Source organism: Glycomyces tenuis DSM 44171, assembly GCF_000427885.1.
Taxonomy (GTDB): domain Bacteria; phylum Actinomycetota; class Actinomycetes; order Mycobacteriales; family Micromonosporaceae; genus Glycomyces; species Glycomyces tenuis.
The window spans coordinates 127,329-149,591 of sequence record NZ_KE386601.1; the positions used below are offsets into that span (position 1 = coordinate 127,329).

A 22,263-nucleotide genomic window follows, 5' to 3' on the forward strand; every position below is an offset into this window, starting at 1 on the left:
TCCCTGTGTCGCCTTCCTTACTCATAGTCCGCCGGTTCGGAGGAGGGCGTGGGCGTCTCGTCCGCCGGCTCGGGAGAGGGGTCCGGCTCGGCGGACGGCGAGCCCGACGGGCTCGGCGACGGCGTCGGCTCGGGCGCCTCGTGGCCGATCGCTTCGGCGTCCTCGGTGACCTCCCCCGGCAGCTCGACCGTCTCGACGGCCGGCTGGGGCGAGCCGACGAGCGTGAGCGTCCCGAGCTCCTCGGCGGCCACCGACAGGATCGTGCCGCCGGAGTCCAGGCACCACTCGCCGCCGGGGATCGGCGCGTCCACCACCACCGTGTTCGGCGTCAATGTGAAGCAGTCGCCCTCCCGGGAGATCGCGAACGGCAGGTGCCGGTCCAGCAGCAGCGGCAGCCACTCGACGAACGGGCGCTGCACCTCGGGGTCGTAGGCCGCGGGGATCTCGCCGGTGATCCCGGCGAGTTTCACGCACGCCTGCTCGGCGCACTGGAAGAAGCCGCCGGTCGTCCACGCCACCGACACGTCCATCGCGCCGCCGAGCCCCCAGCCGGGGACGTCGACCCGCCACGTGCCGTCCTCGGCGGCCCACACCGTCACCGAGGTCCCGCCCGACCACTCGTACTCGGCGGTGAACGTCGCGTCCAGCGCCTTGGAGACCCGCCCGATCAGCGTCGCCTGCGCCCCGGCGGGCCGCGGCGCCGGATCGGGCTCGTCCACCGCCGTCGCCGTCCCGCACCCCGCCAGAAGCGTGACGCACGCCACTGCGAGAGCCGTCTTGGTTTTCAGGGAGTATCGCCATGCCACAGCGCGATTGTGCGTCCCGCGACCCGGAACGACCTGGCGCCACGCCGCAGCTCGCGGCTAAGGTGAGGTGGCTGCCCCGCGACCTGGGGCGGCACGACAGCACCCGAGAAAACGGACATGAGGTGAATCCCGTGGCGCTGGTCGTACAGAAATACGGCGGATCATCGGTGGAGAATCCGGAGCGCGTCAAGCGCGTGGCGGAGCGGATAGTCGACACGCGAAAGCGGGGGGACGACGTCGTCGTCGTCGTGTCGGCCATGGGGGACACCACCGACGAGCTGCTGGAGATGGCCGCGCAGGTCTCGCCGGTCCCCGAGCCGCGCGAACTCGACATGCTCCTGACCGCGGGCGAGCGCATCTCCATGTCCCTGCTCGCCATGGCCATCAACAACCTGGGCTTCCAGGCCCGCTCGTTCACCGGCTCGCAGGCGGGGATGCTCACCACCGCCGCGCACGGCGAGGCCCGCATCATCGACGTCACGCCCGGCCGCATCCGCTCCTCGCTCGACGAGGGCTTCATCACGATCGTCGCCGGCTTCCAGGGCGTCAGCCAGGACACCAAGGACATCACCACGCTCGGGCGCGGCGGCTCGGACACCACCGCGGTCGCCCTGGCCGCGGCGCTGAGCGCCGACGTGTGCGAGATCTACTCCGACGTCGACGGCGTCTACTCCGCCGACCCGCGCATCGTCCCCAACGCGAAGCGCCTGGAGAAGATCACCTTCGAGGAGATGCTGGAGATGGCCGCCTCGGGCGCCAAGATCCTGCACCTGCGCAGCGTGGAGTACGCCCGCCGCTACGGCATCCCGCTGCACGTCCGATCGTCGTACTCGACCAAGACCGGCACGACCGTGTCGGGTTACATGGAGGAGCTGCCCGTGGAGCAAGCACTCATCAGCGGCGTCGCGCACGACCGCTCCGAAGCGAAGATCACCGTCACCCGCGTGCCCGACAAGCCCGGCGCGGCCGCCTCGATCTTCCAGATCATCGCCGACGCCGAGATCGACATCGACATGATCGTCCAGAACGTGTCGACCACCGGCAACGGCCACACCGACATCTCGTTCACGCTCCCGAAGGACTCGGGCCGCAAGGCCACCGAGGCGCTCAAGAAGCACCAGGACGCCGTCGGCTTCGACAAGCTCATCTACGACGAGCACATCGGCAAGATATCCCTGGTCGGCGCCGGGATGCGCTCGCACCCGGGCGTCACGGCGAACTTCTGCCAGGCCCTGGCCGACTCCGGGGTCAACATCGAGATCATCTCCACCTCCGAGATCCGCATCTCGGTGGTGTGCCGCGACACCGACCTGGACGCCGCCGTCCGCGCCGTCCACGACAAGTTCGCGCTCGGCGGCAGCGAAGAGGCCGTCGTCTACGCGGGAACGGGGCGATAGCGCATGAGCCGGAAACTCAACGTGGCGATCGTCGGCGCGACCGGCGTCGTCGGCTCGATCATGCGGCGGCTCATCGCCGCCGAACGCGACCACTGGGGCGAGATCCGCCTGGTCGCCTCGGCCAGGTCCGCCGGGAGGCGGCTGGCCGTCGGTGACGAGACGATCGAGGTCCAGGCCCTCTCCTCCGAGGTCTTCGACGGGATCGACATCGCCCACTTCGACCTGCCCGACGAGGTCAGCGCCGAATGGGTGCCCGTGGCCGCCGCCCGAGGCGTGGTCGTCATCGACAAGTCCGCGCACTTCCGCATGGACCCCGAGGTGCCGCTGGTGTGCCGCGAGGCCAACCCCGAGGCGGCCCGCGACCGCCCCAAGGGCATCATCGCGAACGCGAACTGCACCACGCTCGCGCTCATCCCGACCCTCGCCGCCCTCAACGAGGCCTTCGGCCTGGTGTCGATGTCCGTGGCGTCCTACCAGGCCGCCTCCGGCTCCGGCAAGGAAGGCCTCGAAGCGCTGTACGCGCAGGCCGACAAGACCGCCGGCATCGAGCGGATCGGCACCGAGCCCGGCGACGTCCGCGCCGTCCTCGGCGAGGAGTACGACGCGCCGTTCGGCGCGCCGCTGGCGCTCAACGTCGTCCCCAAGGTCGGCGGCTGGCGGGACGGCGGCTGGACCTCCGAGGAGCTCAAGGTCCGCAACGAGTCGCGCAAGATCCTCGGCCTGCCGGACCTCAAGGTCGCCTCGACGTGCGTGCGCGTGCCGGTGGCCGTGGGCCACTCGCAGGCCGTCCACGCCACCTTCGAGCGCGAGGTCTCGGTCGAGGCGGCCCACCGCGTGCTCGCCGAAGCGCCCGGCGTCGACCTCGTCGACGACCCGGCGAACGGCGTCTACCCGATGCCGATCGACGGCGTCGGCAAGCCCGGCACGCAGGTCGGGCGCGTCCGCCAGTCGATCGACTTCCCGAACTCGCTGGAGTTCTTCGTCGTCGGCGACAACCTCATGAAGGGCGCGGCCCTCAACTCGATCGAGACCGCCGAACTCGTCAGGCGCGAACTCGAAGCCCGATAGGACACGCCGAACGGCCCGGGGCGAAGCCCCGGGCCGTTTCGACGAGTCGGTCATTCGTCGGCGAACAGCTCTTCGGCGTCGGCCGCGGTGGCGGCCCGGCTCAGCCAGGTCCGCAGGAGCTCGGCATCGGTGCATGTCTCGATCCGCTCCCGGTCCGGCTCGCTCAACGCGATGCCGCGCCCTTCGAGAACGACGAGCAGAGCGCCTATCTCACCTTCGAGGCGGCCTTCCTCCCGGCCCTCTTCCCGGCCTTCCTCCCGGCCCATGAGCCGCATCTGCGACGGGTATTTGTACGGCATGGTCGTCATTATGTTCCTCCAGAACTCTCTTGTGCAACCTTCACCGAGACCCGCCTCGGTGTATTCGGCCCAGAACTGGGCCGTCTCCTCGTCGAACGAGTCGAGCGCTTCCGCCAGCACGGACAGGGACTTCTCGATGTCGGATTCGAGCCGCCTGGCCAGCGCGGCGAACACCGCGTAGACGACATCCGCCTTGGCCGTCTCGAGGTCGTGCACCGGCTCGACGTCGCTCGGGCCGATGACGAACGGCTGCAGCAGCAGCGTCGGGCGGTCCGGCAGCCCGACCGGGATCGGCTTGCGCGCCCACCGGGCGGTGGTCTCCTTCGGAGTGAGCACCAGCAGGCTCACCTGAGCCTGGTATTTGTTCAACAGGTAAGCGATGTACCAGATCCAGCTGCGCCGCTTCTGCTCGTCGCGGCCGGTCTGCGGTTCAACCGCGATGATGTGCGGGCCTTGGTCGGTCTCGGCCCACAGGATCGTGTCGACCTGTCGCTCGATGTTCTTGACCTCGGTCACGTCGGTGTCGAGCCAGGAGACCGCCTCGACACGGGGAAACTCGACGCCGAGTGCCCGACTCATGGTGCGGGTGAACAGTGACGGGTCCTCGCGGAACAGATGGTGCAGGGCATCATGGGGAGTATCGGCCATGCGGTGAGCGTATGGTTCGCGACGCTCGGTCCTGTTGAACGCGAGCGCGTGTCGAATGTCGTATAGACGACAGGTGACATCGACCGACATGGAACGGCCCGGGGCTTCGCCCCGGGCCGTTCGGCGTCGTGCGTGCTCAGGCGTCGCGCTTCTTGAACAGCGTCCAGGCCGCGGCGAATATGAGCGCGGCGAAGGTGGCGAACACCGCGCCGGAGCCCCAGCGGCCGAAGAAGTCGTACTCCGGCGCTCCCGGCCCCATCTCCAGACCGCCGATCGACATCAGCATCATGCCGGCGGTGAACGGCAGGAACTTGATCGCCGGGACCAGCCAGTCGAGCGCCGGAATGACCGACAGTCCGGCGATGACGTTCTCGATGATCAGCGGCATCAGGAAGATGACCACGATCGCCGAGGGCACGCCGCGGAACAGCAGGCCCAGACCCATGCCGACGAGCATGTAGATCTCGGTGTAGACCAGGTAGCCCAGCAGCGAGGAGCCGACCGGGTCCTCGAACAGGCCCGGAACCTCTCCCCAGAACGCCAGCATGATGCCCGCGTTGATCGCCATGGACACCACCGTGACGACGGCGGTGACGGCCGAGGCCACCAGGATCTTCGCCAGGATCAGCCGGTTGCGCTGCGGCACGGCCGTCAGCGTCGGCTGGATCGTGCCGTGCCGGTACTCGTGGCCGGTGGCGAAGATCCCGATGATCGCCATGAACACGGCCAGGAACGGGATGCCGAACGACGCGCCGCCGTTGATGCCGACCGCGATGTCCTCGGGGGCGAGCGGCGTCTCGCCGCCGTCGGCGAGCCCGAAGATGGTCGGGAGCGCCGCCGCGCACAGCAGGCCGATGCCGATGAGCCAGTAAGTCGACCGGAGCGTGTTCAGTCGCGTCCATTCGTATCTGAGTGCATCAAGCATGCTGGGCACCTCCGGGTTGCTCGACGGCGGCCTGGATCTCCTGGGCCACGAACTGCTCCGAGGCCCCCGTGGCGGACATGAACGCCTCCTCCAGGGAGGCGCGGCGGGTCGACAGCTCGTGCAGCTCGACGCCTTCGGTGAACGCGACGTGGCCGACCTCGCCGATCTCCAGACCGGAGACGACCAGTTCGCCGTCGTCGCCCTTGGCGATCTCGGCGCCCGCGGCTTCGAGCGCCGCCGTCAGATCCCCGATCCGAGGGCCGCGGACGATCACGTTCGCCTGCGTGAAGTCGCGGACGAACTGGTCCACGTCGCCGTTGAAGATCATCTTGCCGCGGCCGATGACGACCAGCTCGTCGGCCATCAGCTGCATCTCCGAGAGCAGGTGGCTGGAGACGAAGATGGTGCGGCCCTCGGAGGCGAGCCTCTTGAGGATGTCGCGCATCCAGTGGATGCCGTGCGGGTCGAGGCCGTTGGCGGGCTCGTCCAGCAGCAGGATCTTCGGGTCGCCGAGCAGCGCCTGCGCCAGGCCGAGCCGCTGCGCCATGCCCAGCGAGTAGCCCTTCGGCCTCTTGCGCTTGACCTCGGCGAGACCGACGAACTCCATGACCTCGTCGACTCGGGAGTCGGGGATGCGGTTGCCCGCGGCCAGCATCCGCAGATGGTTGCGGGCCGAGCGGGTGGGGTGGAACGGCTTGGCCTCCAGCAGCGCCCCGACCTCGTTCATGGGCCGCCGGATCGAGTCGAACCGCCGCCCGTCGAACAGGGTCTCGCCTTCGCCGTTGTCGAGGTCGAGCATCAGCCGCATCGTGGTCGACTTCCCCGCGCCGTTGGGCCCCAGGAAACCGGTGACCACGCCCGGCCGGACGTCGAACGAGAGATGGTCTACCGCCACAGTCTTCTTGTAGCGTTTGTACAGACCCTTCGCGGTGATCATGGAGCTCCAATCTCGAGCATGGGGTCTTGGGACGCGGTCAGTCTATGAGCATCCGGTGCCCACCACATGACCTCACAGAGGGAAATCGGCCTCCTGCCGCGGGAGGAGCCCGCCGTCCGGCGTAGTACCCGGGTACCGCCCGGGCCGTTTCGCGGCTGCCTGTTCATGCGCCGTTCGCCTGGCGCTCGGCGGCCCGTCCCCTCGCGCCGGTGAACTGGGGCGGTCCCTCCCGTCCCCCTAGAAGGCAGGTATCGCACCGTGCATCAGCGACTGCTCGCCCCAGTCTTCGCCGTCGCCGTGGCGGCGCTCGCGCTCCCCTCGGCCGCCTCCGCTCAGGAGAGCGACGCCGAAACGGGAGGCGCCGTCGAGCTGTCCGTCCTCGGCTCCCACGACACCGGCGTCTTCGCCGCCGGCGCCTCCGAGATCGTCGCCTACGACCCCCAGACGCGGCGCGTGTTCGCGGTCAACGCCGAGGCCGCCGTCGTCGACGTGCTCGACGTCGCCGACCCCGCCGCGCCGACCGAGCTCTTCGAGCTCGACGCGGCCGCCGCCCTCGGCGTCGACGGCGCGACCGTCAACTCCGTGGACGTCCACGGCGGCCTCGTCGCCGCCGCCGTCGAGGCCCCCGCCAAGACCGACCCCGGCTGGGTCGCGTTCTTCGACACCGACGGCGGCTTCATCGACAGCGCCCAGGTCGGCTCGCTCCCCGACAGCCTCGCGTTCACCCCCGACGGCTCCCGCGTCGTCGTCGCGAACGAAGGCGAGCCCGCCGAGGACTACTCGACCGACCCGGCCGGGACCGTCTCCGTCGTGGACGCCGCCACCCACGAGGCGAGCACCGCCGACTTCGCCTCCTGGGACGCCGAATCGCTCCCCGAGGGCTTCCGCGTCTTCGGCCCCGACGGCGGCGCCGACATCCCCGCGAACATCGAACCCGAGTACGTCACCGTCGCCGACGACGACACCGCCTACGTGACCCTCCAGGAGAACAACGCGATCGCCGTCGTCGACATCGCCGCCGCCGAGGTGACCGAGATCCTCCCGCTCGGCTTCAAGGACCACCTCGCGCCCGGCAACGAACTCGACGCCTCCGACGAGGACGGCGCGGCCCACCTCGCCGCCTGGCCCGTCTACGGCATGTACCTGCCCGACTCGATCGCCTCCTACACCGCCGGCGGCGAGACCCACCTCGTCACCGCCAACGAGGGCGACACCCGCGACTGGGACGGCTACTCCGAGGAGACCCGCGTCGAGGACCTCGAACTGTGCGAAGGCGCCGAGCGCTTCGCAGGCCACGACCTCGCCGAGCTCCAGTCCGCCGAGCAGCTCGGCCGCCTCAAGGTCACCGCCAGTCTCGGCCAGAGCGCCGAAGGCTGCTACGAGGAGCTCTACTCCTTCGGCGGCCGCTCCTTCTCGATCTGGAACTCGAGCGGCGAACTCGTCTTCGACTCCGGTTCGGCGATCGAGGAGCTCGTCGCAGAGGCCGAGCCCGAGCACTTCAACGCCGACTCCGAGGACAACGACTTCGACGGCCGCTCCGACGACAAGGGCCCCGAGCCCGAGGCCGTCGCCGTCGGCCAGGTCGGCGACCGCACCTACGCGTTCATCGGCCTCGAACGCCAGAGCGGCATCGTCGTCTACGACATCACCGACCCCGCCTCGGCCGAGTTCGTCGACTACGCCACGGCCCGCGACTTCACCGCCGTCCCCGGCGAAGGCGACGCCGGCGACCTGGGCCCGGAGTCGATCGCGTTCATCGGCGCCGAGGACTCCCCGAACGGGCGGCCCATGCTCGCCGTCGGCAACGAGGTCTCCGGCACCACGACCCTGTGGGACGTCACCGCGGGCGACGCCGGCGCCGAGCCCGGCGACGACGCGAGCGGCGCACCGGTCCTGCCGGTCACCGGTACCGGCGCGACCGGCCTCCTGATCGCCGTCGCCGCGGTCCTCGCCGTCGGCGGCGGACTGCTCCTCCTCGCGAAGCGCCGCACCGCCTGACACGCATCGGAGACGCCCGCCGGGACCTGCGGCCCCGGCGGGCGCTGCCGTTAAACTTGTCGGGTGAGTCTGCGACTGTACGACACCGGGACCCGATCCGTCCGCGACTTCCAACCCAGGAAGGCCGGGGAGGTCGGCGTCTACCTGTGCGGGCTCACCGTCCAAGGCCCGCCCCACATCGGGCACCTGCGCTCCGGCGTCGCCTACGACGTCCTCATCCGCTGGCTGCGCCGCTCCGGCTACCGCGTCACCTACGTCCGCAACGTCACCGACATCGACGACAAGATCCTCGTCCGCGGCGCCGAGCAGGGCCGCCCCTGGTGGGCCATCGCCTACGAGAACGAGCGCAGACTCGCGCGCGGCTACGCCGCCCTCGGCGTCGAGGCCCCCACCTACGAACCGCGCGCCACCGGCCACATCACCCAGATGATCGACCTCATCACCGAGCTCGTCGACCGCGGCCACGCCTACGTCACCGACGCCGGCGACGTCTGGTTCTCCGTCTCCTCCTGGCCCGACTACGGTGAGCTCTCCCACCGCCGCCCCGAGGACATGCTCTCCAGCCCCGACACCGGCGACAAACGCGACCCCCGCGACTTCGGCCTCTGGAAAGCCCACAAATCGGGCGAACCGGACGACGCCGCCTGGTCCTCCCCCTGGGGCCCCGGCCGCCCAGGCTGGCACATCGAATGCTCCGCCATGGCCCGCCGCTACCTCGGCGACGCCTTCGACATCCACGGCGGCGGCACCGACATCATGTTCCCCCACCACGAGAACGAGCTCGCCCAGTCCCGCGGCGCCGGCCTCGGCTTCGCGAAGTACTGGGTCCACAACGGCATGCTCAACCTCTCGGGCACCAAGATGAGCAAGTCCCTCGGCAACATCCTCAGCGTCGAGGCCCTCGGCGAGAAGGGCTTCCGGCCCGTCGACATCCGCTACTACCTCACCACCGCCCAGTACCGCTCCCCGCTCGACTTCTCCGAGGCCGCCCTCGGCGAAGCCCAGAGCGCCTGGGACCGCCTGTCGAACTTCGTCCACCGCGCCGCCGAGCAGCTCGGCCTCGAGGCCACCATCGGCGGCATGGCCTGCTCCGACTTCGTAGGCGCCATGGACGACGACCTCAACACGCCCGCCGCCATCGCCGCGATCCACGACATGGCCCGCGAGGGCAACGCCGCCCTCGACGCCGGGAACGACACCGCCGCCGCCGACATCGCCGGCGGCGTCCGAGCTATGCTCGACCAGCTCGGCCTCGACCCGCTCGACGCCCACTGGGACGACCCGGCCGAGGCGAAACTGAGCGGCGTCGTCGACTCGCTGGTCGCGATCGCGCTCGAACAGCGGGCCGAAGCGCGAGGACGCAAGGACTACGCCGCCGCCGACCGCATCCGGGACGAACTGGCCCGCGCCGGCGTGACCGTCAAAGACACCCCTCGTGGCCCCGTTTGGACGGTCGAATAACCGAGCCGTCCACAGACGCAGACCGGGGCACAGCCACGACCACCCACGAGGGAACACGCACATGAGCAGCAGCAAAGGCGGCCACCCGAACCGCCGCAAGACGTCCAAAGCCGGCCCCAGCAAGGGCTCCGGCGGCCAGAAGAAGGGCCTGGCCGGCAAGGGCCGCACCCTCAAGGCCGAGGACCGGCCCTGGCACAAGTCCTACACCGGCGACGACAAGCCCCAGCGCACCCAGTGGAAACAGGCTAAGGAACGCGCCAAGGCCGCCGCCGAAGGCCGCTCCACCAACATCGGCAAGGCCAAACCCAGACGCGAGCAGCGCCGCGACGAACCCGAGATGCTCCTCGGCCGCAACCCCGTCCTCGAAGCCCTCCGCGCCCGCGTCCCCGCCACCGCCCTGTACGTCGCCTACGGCACCGACCTCGACGAACGCGTCGCCGAATCCGTCCGCCTCGCCGGCAACCGCGACCTGCCGGTCAAGGAACTCTCCCGGCGCGACCTCGACAGGCGCACCAACAACGCCCTCCACCAGGGCATCGGCCTCGAAGTCGAACCGTACGCCTACGCCGGGCTCGACGAGCTCCTCGCCACCGCCGAGGCCAGCGGCACCGCGCCGCTCCTGGTCGCCCTCGACGGCGTCACCGACCCGCGCAACCTCGGCGCGATCATCCGCTCCACCGCCGCCTTCGGCGGCCACGGCCTCCTCATCCCCTCCCGCCGCGCCGCCTCGGTCACCGCCGTCGCCTGGCGCGCCTCCGCCGGAGCCGCCGCGCGCCTGCCCGTCGCCAAAGTCGTCAACCTCGCCCGCACCGTCAAGACCTGCCAGGACGCCGGATTCATGACCGTCGCCCTCGACGCCGGCGGCGACGCCGACGTCTACGACATGCCCGTCGCCGAAGACCCCCTCCTCATCGTCGTCGGCGACGAGGGCAAAGGCGTCTCACGGCTCGTCGCCGAGACCTGCGACTACCGCGTCGGCATCCCCATCGCCTCCGACGTCGAATCGCTCAACGCCTCCGTTGCGGCCTCCATCGCCCTCGCCGAGGTCCAGCGCCAGCGACGCTAGACCCCGCCGCATAATCTGATACGACTCGTCCCACCACGACCCCCGGAGCTGCTCTGACCATGCCGGCCGATTACCTCCTCAGCGTCGACCTCGGTACCTCGCACACGGTCGCCGTCGTGGTCTGGCCCGACGGCCGCACCCGCCCGCTGCTGTTCGACGGCTCCCCGGTCATGCCCTCGGCGGTGTTCCTCGACGAGGCCGGAACCGTCCACGTCGGCCGCGACGCCGAACGCCTCGGCTCCACCGCGCCCGAACGCTTCGAACCCAACCCCAAGCAGCGCATCGCCGACGGCACCATCCTCCTCGGCGACCGCGAACTGCCCGTCACCGCCGCGTTCGCCGCGATCCTCGCCCGCGTCGCCCGCGCCTGCGTCGAAGCCGTCGGCGGCCTCCCCAGAACCGTCATGACCTGCCCCGCCGACTGGAGCGAGCAGCGCCGCGCCTCCCTCCACGACGCCGCCGCCCAGGCCGGCTACCAGCCCGTCCAGCTCATCACCGAACCGGTCGCCGCCGCCCACTACTACACGACGCGCCTGGCCCACCCCATCGACCCCGGCCAGGCCCTCGCCGTCTTCGACTTCGGCGGCGGCACCCTCGACATCGCCGTCGTCGAACGGCGCCGCGACGGCTCCTTCGGCGTCCTCGCCGACGGCGGCCTCTCCGACCTCGGCGGCCTCGACATCGACGCCGCCCTCGTCGCCCACATCGGCGAGACCGTCAGCCAGCGCGACCCCGAACTGTGGAAACGCCTCGAACAACCCGCCACCGCCAACGAACTGCGCGACCGCAGGGCCCTGTGGAACGACGTGCGCGGCGCCAAGGAGATGCTCTCGCGCACCTCCGTCGCGCCCGTCGCCGTCCCCGACCTCGAACAGGCCCTCCACCTCACCCGCGGCGAACTCGACCAGCTCGCCCGCCCCCTGCTGTCCCGCGCCGTCGGCGAGACCAGGCGCGTCATCGGCCTGACCGGCAGGAGCCCCGAGCAGCTCGCCGGCATCTTCCTCGTCGGCGGCTCCAGCCGCATGCCACTGGTCTCCAAGGTCCTCCACGAAGAGCTCGGCATCGCGCCCACCGTCCTCGAACAGCCCGAACTGCCCGTCTCCGAAGGCGCCGCCGTCGCCCTCGACGGGCCCGCGCCGGTCACCCCGCCGGTGATGTCCCCGCCCCCGACGCAGTCCCCGGCCACCGCCGCGAGCCTGCCGCCCCGCACCCCGCCCGGCGACGGCACCCTCCCCCTCCACATGCCCGGCGCGGGCAAGCAGAGCAAGGCCAGGCGCAACAAGTTCATCGCCATCGCCGCGGGGATCGCCGTGCTCGCGATCGCCGCGCCGCTGCTGTGGTGGTACTTCACCAACCCCTACAAGCAGCGCGACTTCATCGAGCTCACCGAGGTCGGCGACACCACGGCCTTCGGAACCGAGGCCAACGGCAGCCTCTACGACGTGCGCGTCCGCGGCGAGAGGGCCCTGTTCGCCTACACCGCGGGCGGCGTCGGCGACGAGGAGGAGCTGCGCCTGCGCGCCCTCGACGCCGAGTCCGGCGAACCGCTGTGGGACGAGAAGACCATCGACGGCGACGGCTGGAACAACGGCTTCTACTACTCAGAGGAGATCCTCACCTTCTCCCAGGAGACCGAGAACACCGCCGGGGAGACCGAGTACACCTGGTACTTCCTCGACTGGGAGACCGGCGAGACGCTCGGCGAGGTGACCCGGCCGTCCTCGGAGGCGGCCCGCTCGGGCGACCAGCTCGTCTCCGCTTGGGAGGGCGGCACCACCGTCACCGTCTACGACCGGGAAGGCGAGGAGCAGCACTCCTGGGACGTCGGCGACGAGGAGGAGAGCGTCGGCATCGTCAAATGGGGCCTCGCCGAACCGGCCGACGACCTCGCCCGCCCCACCGCCCAGGACAACGGCGACGGCCGCGTCTGGGCCCTCACCAGCGACGGCGTCGTCCACGTCCTCGACATCGAGTCGGGCGAGAAGATCGTCTCCAGGGCCATCGAGTCGACCGAGGACGGCTACTACGCCTTCAACGGCAGCATGTACGTGGTCGCGGCCGAGGAGAGCGGCTACCGGATCAACGTCTACGACCTCGAGACGCTGGAGGAGACCGGCAACGACCGCGTCCGCCCCGAAGAGGACGGCGAAGATCTCGAGCCGAGCGGCATGACCCCCTGCGGCGAGCACCGCATGTGCGTCCAGGAGCTCCGCGGCGACGCCGTCGCCGGCTCCGGCCCCTACACCTACAGCGTCTACGACGCCGAGGACGGAGAGGTCGCCCACACCTTCGACGAGTACGAGTACGGCGGCATCGAGGCCGTCGGCGACCGCCTCCTCGTCGAGTACTACGAAGGCGAGAACGTCCGCACGCTCATCTACGACAACGACTTCGAGCAGGTCGACGACAGCAGGGACGAGACCTTCCACGGCATCGACGGCGGCAGCGCCCTGTCCTACCCCTCCGGCTCGACGATCCTGGAGCCGGGCACGGTCGTCGGCCTCGGCGTCCGCGACGGCTCCCGCCACCTGCTGGAGGCCGAGCTGGAGGCCTACGACTGCGCCGCCTCCGACATGCACCTCGCCTGCTTCATCGAAGGCGGCATGCAGATCTACGCCTTCCGCGAATAGCGCCCAGGCGGAGAATCGGGCACCGCCGGAGCCGCCGCCGTGTCGAGTACAATCGTGGCGTCCGAGGCCACATGGCCTCTGACCAGCCGCCGTAGCATCAATTGGCAGAGCAACTGTCTTTTGACGTCCTTCCCGGACAAGCCGGAAACTCCGCGCGGGCATGGTCCGCGCGGCCGCTTACCTCACGGCAGCGGTGGTTACTGGTTCTGTCCGTTCGCCTCGCGGCGATCGTGATGCCGCGCCGTGCCGGGAAATCCCGGACTCATCAGCGCTCCGCAGTCGTTTCAACTCTCCGCCTGGTCCGGCGTCAGTCGGACCTTTCCGTCCTGCGGCGAGTACTTCACGCCCGAAGGCGCGAAGATTGGCTTCGGCGTTCTCATCTCTGTCATGGGTGGCGCCACACCTCGGATTCGAACAGGTCCACTTGCGCACATTCAGACCGGCGACGCCTTCAGGGCCGGTCGGCTCAAGGCACGACGAGCACAACTGCGTCGAAGGAAAGTACCGATCGACCTTGACGAAGTCACGCCCGTAACGGGCGCACTTCGCCTCCAACATCCGAAGGAAAGCACTGAGCGCCTGATCGTTGGCGAGTCGGCCGAACCGCTCCTGGATGCTCTGCACATCGAGATCCTCGACATAGACCGCTTGGTTCTCGCGGACAATGACCGTGGAGTGCTTGTGCAGAAAATCCCGCCGCTGGTTGCCCACCCGCTCATGGAGCCGGGCGACCCGGACACGCTGCCTGTGCCAGTTGTTCGAACCCTTCTGCTTGCGACTCAACGCACGTTGTGCCTTGGCAATTCGCTTCTCCTGCTTGCGCAGGAACTTCGGCGTCTCGATTCTCCGACCGTTGCGCATGACTGCGAAGCAGGCCAGACCGACATCGATCCCGGTGTCCTCGTCGGCATCGCGCGGAGGCATGGGCTCGCCGGGCTCCTCGACGACGAACGACACGAAATACTTACCGGTCGCGGCCTTGATGAGCGTCACGCTCGACGGAACCGCCGGCAGCGTCCGAGACCAGGCGATCTTGATCTCGCCGATCCCCGCCAGATAGAGCGCGCCGTTGTCCCGCAGCCGGAACGCCGTTCGTGTGAACCGCGCGGTCTGGCGATGAGAGCGCTTCTTGAACTTCGGCCGCGCCATCTTCGGACCTGGTCGGCCGCCCCGGATCCATGCAAAGAATCGGCGGTAGGCCTGATCGCAATCGCGCACTGCCTGCTGCAATGGCACCGGGCTGACCTCCGCCAGCCAACTCCGTTCCGGAGTCTGCTTGGCCTGGGTGATCAACAGCTTCTGCAACGGCTGAGGAAGGATAGGGCAACCCCGCCGCGTGAGCATTTTTCCGAGCTGCCACCGCGTCGTTGAAAACAGTCCGAACACACCCGAAGGTCCGCGCGGCACGGGCGCGTTCGGGACCTCCCGGATAGGCACGAAACTGATAACGCAGCAACATAACGGCCAGGTTAGCCGTGACCACCGACAAGACGGTGATCCCGGACTATCCGGAGAAAATGTGATCTCGGGCGTTATCAAGGCCGTCGCCGTGTCGAGTACAATCGTGGCGTCCGAGGCCGCATGGCCTCTGACCAGCCGCCGTAGCATCAATTGGCAGAGCAACGACCTTGTAAGTCGAAGGTTAGGGGTTCGAGTCCCCTCGGCGGCTCCATCACCCGCTCCCGGCCTCACTCACAGGCCCGGAACACCACGACGGCGGGCATGTGTCCGGCCGTCGACGATTCACCGTATACGGGAACGGCGGCGCGTTCAGCCCTTGACGGCTCCGATGATGACGCCCTTCTTGAAGTGCTTCTGCACGAAGGGGTAGATGATGACCGCCGGGATGATCGCGATCATCACGATCGCCATCTTGACCGCCAGCGTCGGGGGCGCCTCCGCCAGGCCCGAGGCCTGCGGGAGCGGCGCGGACTCGACCACGTAGGTCCGCAGCACGAGCGCGAGCGGCCACTTCCCGGTGTCGTCGAGGTACAGGAACGCGTTGAACCAGTTGTTCCAGTACGCCACCGCGTAGAACAGGGTGACCACGGCGATGACGGCCTTCGACAGCGGTGTGACGATCTGCCACAGGATCCTGAACTCGCCGGCGCCGTCGATGCGCGCCGAGTCGAACAGCTCCTGCGGGATGTTCATGAAGAACGCCCGCAGGACCACGACGTTGAACGCCGACACGGCCATCGGCAGGATGATCGACAGGTAGTCGTCCCGCAGACCGATGGCGCTGACCCACAGGTAGACCGGGATGAGCCCGGGGAAGATCACGAACATCAGCAGCACCGAGAACAGGATCGTCTTGTGCCCGAAGGATCCGGGCCGCGACAGGGAGTAGGCGCCGAGGATCGAGACCACGACGCTCAGGATCGTCCCGAATGCGGTGATGCCGAGGCTCACCAGGAGCGATCGCAGGACGACGGGGTTGCGGAACATCTGCTCGTACGCTTCGAAGGTGATGCCGTCGCCGGGCCATATCACCAGGCCGCCGACGCGGTGGACCGTCTCGGCGCTGGACAGGCTCGTCAGGGCGATCGCGTACAGCGGGAACAGGATCACGAGCATGACCACCGCGATGCTCAGGCCCTTCGCGGCCCGGCCGGCGGCGGTCGGCTTCTCTTCCCAGGCGGCTCGTCCGGTCATGGATTCCTCCGCGTGGATACTCCACCGCCCTTGAGAGCGAAGAGGAGACGCGGGCGATTGCCTGCTCGCAATCCCGCGAAGCGGGACTGCGAGCATTGGGAGTGCCGTACCCACCGGATATGGTTCCCGTTGTGCATCTTCGGTATTCCTTTCGGGTCTATCCGACCGGTCCGCAGCGGCAATCGCTGGCGCGGACGTTCGGGTGTGTTCGGACGGTCTACAACGACGCCGTGGCCGCGCGCAGAGCCGCATATGAGGCCGGAGCGAAGTACCCGTCTGCGGTCGCCCTCGCCAAGTCCTTGATCACGGACGCGAAACGCACTCCGGACCGGGCCTGGCTCGGGGCGGTATCGGCAGTGCCGTTGCAGCAGGTGTTGCGGCACTGTGACCGGGCCTATCGGAACTTCTTCGGTTCCCTGTCTGGAAAGCGCCAGGGAGCGAGGGTCGGTCCACCCCGGTTCAAGCGCCGCTCGGGGACGCAGACAGCCGAGTACACGCGGCGCGGATTCAGACTCAAGGCGAATGGTCGGCTCTACATCGCGAAGGTCGGCGACCTCAAGGTGGCCTGGTCCCGCGAGCTGCCCGCCGAGCCCAGCTCGGTGACCATCGTCAAGACTCCCACGGGCAAGTACTACGCGAGCTTCGTCGTTGCGGCCTGCGACGGCGCGGACCTGGCCGAGCCACTGACCGACCCGGACGCGGAGACCGGCATCGACCTCGGACTTAAGTCCTTCGCGGTCCTGCGCGGCGGCCAGACCATCGACTCCCCGAAGTTCTTCCGCCAGATGGAACGCAAGCTCAAGAAGGCACAGCGGGCACTGTCCAGGAAGCAGAAAGGCTCCAAGAACCGGGCTAAGGCACGACTGAAGGTCGCGAAGATCTGCGAGAAGACCAGGAACCGGCGGGACGACTGGCTGAACCAGCAGGTCGCGGCGATCATCGGTGAGAACCAAGCCGTGTACGTCGAAGACCTGAACGTTCGTGGCCTGTCCCGGGGCCGGTCGGCGAAGTCCGTGCATGACGCCGCACTCGGCATGTTCTTGAACCGGCTCGAATCCAAAGCGAACCGTGCCGGGCGAACGTTCGTGAAGGTGGACCGGTTTTTCCCGTCCACGCAGCTGTGCTCGGCGTGCGGAGCACTGACAGGTCCCAAAGGACTGGGCGGCCTGCGTGTGCGGGAGTGGGCGTGCGAGTGCGGAGCCGAGCACGACCGTGACGCGAACGCCGAACTGAACATCAGGCGCGAAGGCAAGCGCCTGGTGGCCGCAGGACATGCGGACACCTGAAACGCCTGCGGAGGGCTGGTAAGACCGGGGAGACCCGGCGCGGCCCGTTGAAACAGGAACCCACCCGTAGCCGGGCCGCCTCGCGCGGACCGCAAGCCGGGAATCCCCCGCCTTCAGGCGGATGGAGGATGTCAAGATCTCGAGTACACCCCTCGTTCGCCGAGCATGTGCGCGACCTTGTTGGCCGCCAGGATGAGGATGAGGCCGACGACGCCTTTGAACAGTCCGGCGGCGGCGCCGTAGTCGAAGTCGCCGACGCGGATGCCGCTGTAGTACACGAAGGTGTCGAACACTTCGGACGCCTGCGAGCCGACGGCGCTGCGTTGCAGGAAGAACTGCTCGAATCCGACGTTGAGCGCGTCGCCGAGGCGCAGGATCAGCAGGAGCACGATGACCGGGCGCAGGCCGGGCAGCGTGATGTGCCACAGCCGCCGCCAGCGTCCGGCGCCGTCGACGGCCGCCGCCTCGTAGCGGTCGGTGTCGATCGCGGCCAGTGCCGCGAGGAAGATGATGGCGCCGAATCCGGCGTCCTTCCACACCGCCTGGGAGGTCACGAGCAGGATGAAGGTGTCCGGGTCGGTCATCCAGTCGATGCCGTCGAAACCGCTTCGGCGCAGGAGCTGGCTGATCAGACCGGCGCCGCCGAGCATCTGCTGGAAGATCGCGATGACGAGCACCCAGGAGAAGAAGTACGGCAGGTAGACGACGCTCTGGAGCATCGACCGCAGCCGTTCGGAGGCGATGGAGTGCATCAGCAGTGCCAGCAGGATCGGCACCGGGAAGTAGAAGACGAGCTGGAACGCGGTGATCGAGAGCGTGTTGGTGAGCGCCCGCAGGAATTCGGGATCGCTGAACAGCGCCTGGAAGTGGGTGAAGCCGACGATGCGGGAGCCGAAGATGCCGCCGGAGAACGGCTTGTAGTCCTGGAAGGCGATGACGTTGCCCAGTGAGGGGATCCACCAGAATCCCCACACCAGGATCATCATGGGCGCGGCCATGAGGAGCAGCGGCCAGTCGCGGCGCAGCATGGATCGCCAGTGCGCCTTGGCCTTCGGCCTGCGCACTGTGGTCGTCGAGCTGGGCTCCCCGGCTTCGGCGGCCGGGGAGCGTGGCGTCTTGACGGTCACAGCAGGCCGTTGTCCTCGGCGACTCCGGTGTAGTACTCGCGCGCTTCGTCGCCGACCTTGGCGCGCCAGTCCGCGACGAGGGTCTCCCATTCGGCCACGTCGCGCTGGCCGCGGTAGATCTCGTGGTGGGCGTCGGTCATCGTCTCGTTCTCGGCGGCCAGTTCGGACGGCATCTCGACGCGGAGCCCTTGGAAGGGCCGGTCGTCGAGGTATTGGGCGGCGTTGGTCTCCCAGGCGTGGAAGGCCTCGACGAGCCCGGGGTACTGGAACTTGAAGTTGGCGTTGGGCCTGCCGGACAGGAACAGGTAGGTGTTGGCGACCTCGGTCTGGCCCAGTTCGGTGCGCTGGGGGACGCCGTCGGCGTCGACTTCGAAGTGGACGCCTTCGACGCCGTCCCAGACGAGGTCCCATTCGACGGTGCCGAACGGCGCCGAGCACCAGTTGGCGACGCGCAGGCATTCCCTGATGCGTTCTTCGGGGAGGTCTTTCCTGATGAAGGTGAGCATGCCCGCCGGGTCGTCGCGCCAGATGGTCGGCGTGCCGCCGGGTGCGGCGGCCATGGGGTCGACCGCTTGGAGGTCGAAGCCTTCGACGTCGCGGTAGGTGCCGAGCATCTCGTGCCAGGCGCCGAGGCCGTCCTCGTAGAACACGGCCTGTCCGGAGCCGATGAGCTCCTTGGTGTTGGTGAAGCGGTCGGCGACGTAGTCGGGGTGGACGAGTCCTTTGTCGAACGCTTCGCGGACGAAGGCGATGGCGGCGGCGAAGGCCTCGGTCTCGAATTTGTGGACGAGGGCGCCGTCGTCGTCGCGCCACAGGGTGGGCACGCCCATGGCCTCTTGGACGGTCTGGTCGAGGCTGGCGAAGGCCCAGCGTCCGGCGGCGGGGTCGTTGACCTCTTCGGCGACGGCCATGAGCTCTTCGAGGTTCGCGGGGTGTTCGAGGCCGAGTTCGTCGAGGATGTCCTGGCGGGCGAACAGGGCGTTGGTGTAGGGCGCGCGTTCCCATGGGATGCCGAGGAGGGTGCCGCCGAAGACGCCCATGGCCCAGGCGGCGGTGGGGTAGTTGGCGAGCATGGGGTATTCGGTGACCTTGTCGCCGGCCAGGTAGGGCGAGAGGTCGGCGAACAGTTCGTTGGCGGCGGCGGTGAAGTCGGAGAGTTTGATGATCTCCCAGCCGGGGATCTGGAACATGTCGGGGACGTCGCCGCCGGCGAGGGTGGTGGTGATCTTGTCGACGTAGTTGTTGCCGTCGGCGATGTTGAAGCGGACGGTGCCGCCGAGGGCCTCGTTGACGGCGGTGAAGTAGGAGTTGTCGGGGAGCCCGGGCGGGGCAGGATTCCACAGTGGTGTGATGGCGGTGATCTCTTCGCCGGTGGTCATGGGCTTCTCGGCGACGGCCTGGATCACCTCGGCGGGCCGCGAGAGGTAGCCGGGGGAGACGGTGCCGTCGCTCTCGGCGGGCAGGTCGGGGGCGACGGCGCCTTCGTAGGGGATGTGCTGGGGGAGCAGGTCGGCCAGTTCGTCGGAGCCGGCGGCGGTGCCTTCGGGGCCTTCGTCGAGTTCGGCGCATCCGGTGAGGGCGGCGGTGACGGCCGTGGCCGCGCCGGTCTGGAACAGGGTTCGACGGCCCAATGGGAACGTCCGTGCAGCGCGGGGGTCGCCCATGTCGACGCCTTTCGTTGGGGGAGTGGGAGTCGGCGAGTGCCGGTCGTCGAGAGACCCGATTGATTTCGGCGGTACGTATCAACGAATATAACTGTACCGATTCAGTCGCGCAACTCCCGATTTCCTCTGCCCCACCGGGCGCGCCCGCGCCGCTCGGTGAAACCACTGTCGGCCGCGAGCCGCCCGTGGCAAGATCGTCTGATGCTGAAACTCACCGATTTCATCATCGACTGCCCGGATCCGATGGCGCTGGTGTCGTTCTACGCCGAGGTGACCGGCCGATCGCCCAAACCGGACAGTGATGGCGACTGGGCCGGCATCCGCTTCGGCGAGATCGAGCTGGCCTTCCAGCGGGTGGAGCGCTACCGGCCGCCGACCTGGCCCGGCGACGAGCACCCCAAGCAGTACCACCTCGATTTCGAGGTGGACGAGTTCGAGCCCGAGCAGCGCCGCGTCGTCGAGCTCGGCGCGACGCTCCAGAAGAACTTCATCGGGCCGGAAGGCTACGGCTGGCAGGTCTACACCGACCCGATCGGGCACCCTTTCTGCCTGTGCCGCAACAAAGGCGTGATCTGGCGCGACGGCGAGCTCGCCTTCAGTCCTCTACGGTGACCGTCCCGCTCACCAGGCCCGCGGCGGCCTCGGCGGCGAGCGCGGCGGCCTCGGCCCCCGCCTCGTCGAGGGCGTCGCGCATCGTCAGGACGCCCGCGAAGGCCGCGCCCCTCCTGCGCTGCTCTTCGAGCGTGATCCGCGGGACCTTGACCGAGAGGATGCGCCGCCTGGCGCCGGTGGCGGTGCGCTTGGCGGCGGCGGGCAGGCGCGCGGCGAGGACGGCGGCGAGCCAGCCCGGGTCGAGAGCCGCTGCGTCGCAGGCGATCGTCCACTGCCCGTCGGCGGCGCTCTCGAGCGGGCCGAGCCGGACGGTCCTGGGCCCCACGGGGTCGACGATGACGCCGGTGCCCTCGGCGGCGCCGGACCGGACGGTCAGGTGCCCGTCGCGTTCGAGCTCGGCCAGGCCGGTCTCCGGGGTGGTCTCGGCGGTGCCGGCGCCGAAGCGCGGCACGGCGTCCGAGGCGGCCGCGATCCGCTCGCCGAGGAGTTCGGCCCGCTGGGCGAGCTGGCCGGCGTCGGTCTCGCCCGCGGCGAGGTAGACGGCGGGGGAGACGTCCACGTCCTCGTCCCACAGCCGCATGAGCGGCACGGTCGCCGAGTGGGCGGTGGCGACGGTCCCTCCGGGGTCCTTGACGGCGGTGCGCCAGGCGGTGTCGAAGTCGCCGCCGGTGGAGACGAGCAGGTGCGCGGTCTCGGCGCGCGGGGCGAGCACCCAGATGTGCGCCTTGGAGCCGGGGTGGTCGACGACGGCCCGCAGCGCGCCCCATCGCAGCAGCTCGGAGCGGATGCGCCTGCCCGAGCGGCGGTGGGCGACCATGGCGGGCATGCGGACGACGGCGACGCCGCCCTCGCCGAGCAGCGCGAGGCAGTGCAGGGCCCAGGCCAGTTCGGGTTCAGTGCGCGGGGGCGTGCCGTAGGCCAGGCGCGGGTCGTCGCCGGCGGGGAGCCGGTCGTAGCCCCAGTCCTTGACGTTGAACGGCGGGTCGCAGACGACGAGGTCGAAGCGCCGCGCGGGCGGCGGGCCGAGGAGGGAGTCGCCGACGTCGACGCGGACCTCGGCCCCCGGCGCGGCCAGGCGCAGGCGCCGCTCGCAGACGGCGGCCCTGGCGGCCGAGCGGTCCCGGCCGCTGACGGCGCCGACGCCGGGGACGGCGCGGAGCAGCCCGGTGAGCAGGTCGCCTTCGTCGCAGGCGGGGTCGTGGACCGCCAGGCGCTCCTTCCGCGGGGCGCACACGGCCGCGATGTCGACGAGCGCGCCGAGCCCCGGCGCCGTGCCGGTCCCGGCGGCCTCGCGGGCGCGCTCGATGAAGAACTCGAACAGCTCTGCCGCGGAGGCGGTCGCGGTGAGCTCGGCGAGGCGGTGCGCCAGTTCCCCCTGCCCGGCGGGGCTCTCGAGGGCGGCGGCGATGGCCTGGAGGGCGGCTTCGGCTGAGGGGTGGGAGCCCTGGACGGCGAACCAGAGGCGGTCGGCGGGGGTGACGCGGAGGCGGCGGCCGTGCTCGGCGGCCCACCGCTCGACCTCGGCGAGGGCGAAGCGGGGCCGCCTCGCACTGTCGTCCACTGGGGACGGGAAGTCGGCTTCCCTCCTGCGCCAGTTGCTGACGGCGTTGCGTCCGACCTCGGCGAGGCGGGCGAGGTCGGTCAAGGTGATGGTCTCGTCGTCGGACATGCGGCTCCCCTGTTC

The 22,263-nt window shown here is 69.5% G+C and carries 17 protein-coding genes, 1 tRNA gene and 1 pseudogene; 9 read left to right on the forward strand and 10 right to left on the reverse strand.

Annotated elements, in window-relative coordinates:
- Positions 1-17: 17 nt before the first annotated feature.
- Positions 18-806, reverse strand: a complete 789-nt coding sequence (locus tag YWW_RS33195; RefSeq protein ID WP_155830413.1) for a hypothetical protein — start codon at positions 804-806, stop codon at positions 18-20.
- Between the two features lie 131 nt (positions 807-937).
- Here YWW_RS33195 and YWW_RS0125880 point away from each other — a divergent pair, with 131 nt between their 5' ends.
- Positions 938-2,203 carry an aspartate kinase gene (locus YWW_RS0125880; RefSeq protein ID WP_026932343.1) on the forward strand — a complete coding sequence of 422 codons (1,266 nt, stop codon included), beginning with the start codon at positions 938-940 and terminating at the stop codon, positions 2,201-2,203.
- A gap of 3 nt (positions 2,204-2,206) precedes the next feature.
- Entirely contained in the window at positions 2,207-3,271 is a 1,065-nt protein-coding gene (locus YWW_RS0125885; protein WP_026932344.1) for an aspartate-semialdehyde dehydrogenase, read from the forward strand.
- A gap of 50 nt (positions 3,272-3,321) precedes the next feature.
- Here the strand turns inward: YWW_RS0125885 and YWW_RS0125890 are convergent, their stop codons facing one another.
- The 3 genes from YWW_RS0125890 to YWW_RS0125900 all read right to left on the reverse strand — a co-directional run bounded on the left by YWW_RS0125890 (position 3,322) and on the right by YWW_RS0125900 (position 6,080).
- Entirely contained in the window at positions 3,322-4,218 is an 897-nt protein-coding gene (locus YWW_RS0125890) for a hypothetical protein (RefSeq protein ID WP_026932345.1), read from the reverse strand.
- A 136-nt stretch (positions 4,219-4,354) separates the two neighbouring features.
- Positions 4,355-5,143: an ABC transporter permease gene (locus YWW_RS0125895; protein WP_026932346.1), complete on the reverse strand. Its 789-nt coding sequence runs from the start codon at positions 5,141-5,143 to the stop codon at positions 4,355-4,357.
- Entirely contained in the window at positions 5,136-6,080 is a 945-nt protein-coding gene (locus tag YWW_RS0125900) for an ATP-binding cassette domain-containing protein (RefSeq protein WP_026932347.1), read from the reverse strand. Before YWW_RS0125900 ends, YWW_RS0125895 begins: the two co-directional genes overlap by 8 nt.
- A gap of 258 nt (positions 6,081-6,338) precedes the next feature.
- On the opposite strand from YWW_RS0125900, the gene YWW_RS33200 reads away from it, so the two are divergent.
- The 4 genes from YWW_RS33200 (at position 6,339) to YWW_RS34590 (ending at position 13,235) form a co-directional block, all read left to right on the forward strand.
- Positions 6,339-8,078, forward strand: a complete 1,740-nt coding sequence (locus tag YWW_RS33200; RefSeq protein ID WP_155830414.1) for a choice-of-anchor I family protein — start codon at positions 6,339-6,341, stop codon at positions 8,076-8,078.
- A 63-nt stretch (positions 8,079-8,141) separates the two neighbouring features.
- Complete coding sequence (gene cysS, locus YWW_RS0125910; protein WP_026932348.1) at positions 8,142-9,539, forward strand: cysteine--tRNA ligase; 1,398 nt, start codon at positions 8,142-8,144, stop codon at positions 9,537-9,539.
- Positions 9,540-9,600: 61 nt separating this feature from the next.
- Positions 9,601-10,605, forward strand: coding sequence for a 23S rRNA (guanosine(2251)-2'-O)-methyltransferase RlmB (gene rlmB, locus YWW_RS0125915; RefSeq protein ID WP_026932349.1), 1,005 nt, complete (start codon positions 9,601-9,603; stop codon positions 10,603-10,605).
- Between the two features lie 59 nt (positions 10,606-10,664).
- A complete protein-coding gene (locus YWW_RS34590) occupies positions 10,665-13,235 on the forward strand; it encodes an Hsp70 family protein (RefSeq protein ID WP_051326334.1) in 2,571 nt (856 codons plus the stop codon).
- 177 nt (positions 13,236-13,412) lie between these two features.
- Here the strand turns inward: YWW_RS34590 and YWW_RS33215 are convergent, their stop codons facing one another.
- Together YWW_RS33215 and YWW_RS38390 are read right to left on the reverse strand one after the other, a co-directional pair.
- Positions 13,413-14,540 (reverse strand): RNA-guided endonuclease InsQ/TnpB family protein, encoded by a 1,128-nt coding sequence (locus YWW_RS33215; protein ID WP_162146009.1) that lies wholly within the window; start codon positions 14,538-14,540, stop codon positions 13,413-13,415.
- 82 nt (positions 14,541-14,622) lie between these two features.
- A pseudogene (locus YWW_RS38390) lies at positions 14,623-14,694 on the reverse strand (hypothetical protein); the annotation flags it as partial.
- Positions 14,695-14,830: 136 nt separating this feature from the next.
- On the opposite strand from YWW_RS38390, the gene YWW_RS0125930 reads away from it, so the two are divergent.
- Positions 14,831-14,907, forward strand: a tRNA-Thr gene (locus tag YWW_RS0125930).
- A gap of 98 nt (positions 14,908-15,005) precedes the next feature.
- On the opposite strand, the gene YWW_RS0125935 is transcribed toward YWW_RS0125930, so the two are convergent.
- Positions 15,006-15,890, reverse strand: a complete 885-nt coding sequence (locus YWW_RS0125935) for a carbohydrate ABC transporter permease (protein WP_026932350.1) — start codon at positions 15,888-15,890, stop codon at positions 15,006-15,008.
- A 101-nt stretch (positions 15,891-15,991) separates the two neighbouring features.
- Here YWW_RS0125935 and YWW_RS0125940 point away from each other — a divergent pair, with 101 nt between their 5' ends.
- Positions 15,992-17,176, forward strand: coding sequence for an RNA-guided endonuclease InsQ/TnpB family protein (locus YWW_RS0125940; RefSeq protein WP_211228705.1), 1,185 nt, complete (start codon positions 15,992-15,994; stop codon positions 17,174-17,176).
- Positions 17,177-17,307: 131 nt separating this feature from the next.
- Here the strand turns inward: YWW_RS0125940 and YWW_RS33220 are convergent, their stop codons facing one another.
- On the reverse strand, positions 17,308-18,303 hold the full coding sequence (locus YWW_RS33220) for an ABC transporter permease (protein ID WP_245595504.1): 996 nt from the start codon (positions 18,301-18,303) through the stop codon (positions 17,308-17,310).
- Positions 18,300-19,934, reverse strand: coding sequence for an extracellular solute-binding protein (locus YWW_RS0125950; protein ID WP_026932352.1), 1,635 nt, complete (start codon positions 19,932-19,934; stop codon positions 18,300-18,302). Before YWW_RS0125950 ends, YWW_RS33220 begins: the two co-directional genes overlap by 4 nt.
- A gap of 234 nt (positions 19,935-20,168) precedes the next feature.
- On the opposite strand from YWW_RS0125950, the gene YWW_RS0125955 reads away from it, so the two are divergent.
- Positions 20,169-20,579 carry a VOC family protein gene (locus YWW_RS0125955; protein ID WP_026932353.1) on the forward strand — a complete coding sequence of 137 codons (411 nt, stop codon included), beginning with the start codon at positions 20,169-20,171 and terminating at the stop codon, positions 20,577-20,579.
- Here the strand turns inward: YWW_RS0125955 and YWW_RS0125960 are convergent.
- Entirely contained in the window at positions 20,563-22,248 is a 1,686-nt protein-coding gene (locus YWW_RS0125960; protein WP_026932354.1) for an N-6 DNA methylase, read from the reverse strand. The genes YWW_RS0125955 and YWW_RS0125960 overlap by 17 nt on opposite strands.
- Positions 22,249-22,263 lie beyond the last annotated feature (15 nt).

Coding starts and splice junctions, on each gene's coding strand:
- YWW_RS0125885 (WP_026932344.1), top strand. CDS start 2,207: ATGAGCCGGAAACTCAACGTGGCGATCGTCGGCGCGACCGGCGTCGTC.
- YWW_RS0125890 (WP_026932345.1), bottom strand. CDS start 4,218: ATGGCCGATACTCCCCATGATGCCCTGCACCATCTGTTCCGCGAGGAC.
- YWW_RS0125895 (WP_026932346.1), bottom strand. CDS start 5,143: ATGCTTGATGCACTCAGATACGAATGGACGCGACTGAACACGCTCCGG.
- YWW_RS0125900 (WP_026932347.1), bottom strand. CDS start 6,080: ATGATCACCGCGAAGGGTCTGTACAAACGCTACAAGAAGACTGTGGCG.
- rlmB (WP_026932349.1), top strand. CDS start 9,601: ATGAGCAGCAGCAAAGGCGGCCACCCGAACCGCCGCAAGACGTCCAAA.
- YWW_RS34590 (WP_051326334.1), top strand. CDS start 10,665: ATGCCGGCCGATTACCTCCTCAGCGTCGACCTCGGTACCTCGCACACG.
- YWW_RS0125935 (WP_026932350.1), bottom strand. CDS start 15,890: ATGACCGGACGAGCCGCCTGGGAAGAGAAGCCGACCGCCGCCGGCCGG.
- YWW_RS0125955 (WP_026932353.1), top strand. CDS start 20,169: ATGCTGAAACTCACCGATTTCATCATCGACTGCCCGGATCCGATGGCG.
- YWW_RS0125960 (WP_026932354.1), bottom strand. CDS start 22,248: ATGTCCGACGACGAGACCATCACCTTGACCGACCTCGCCCGCCTCGCC.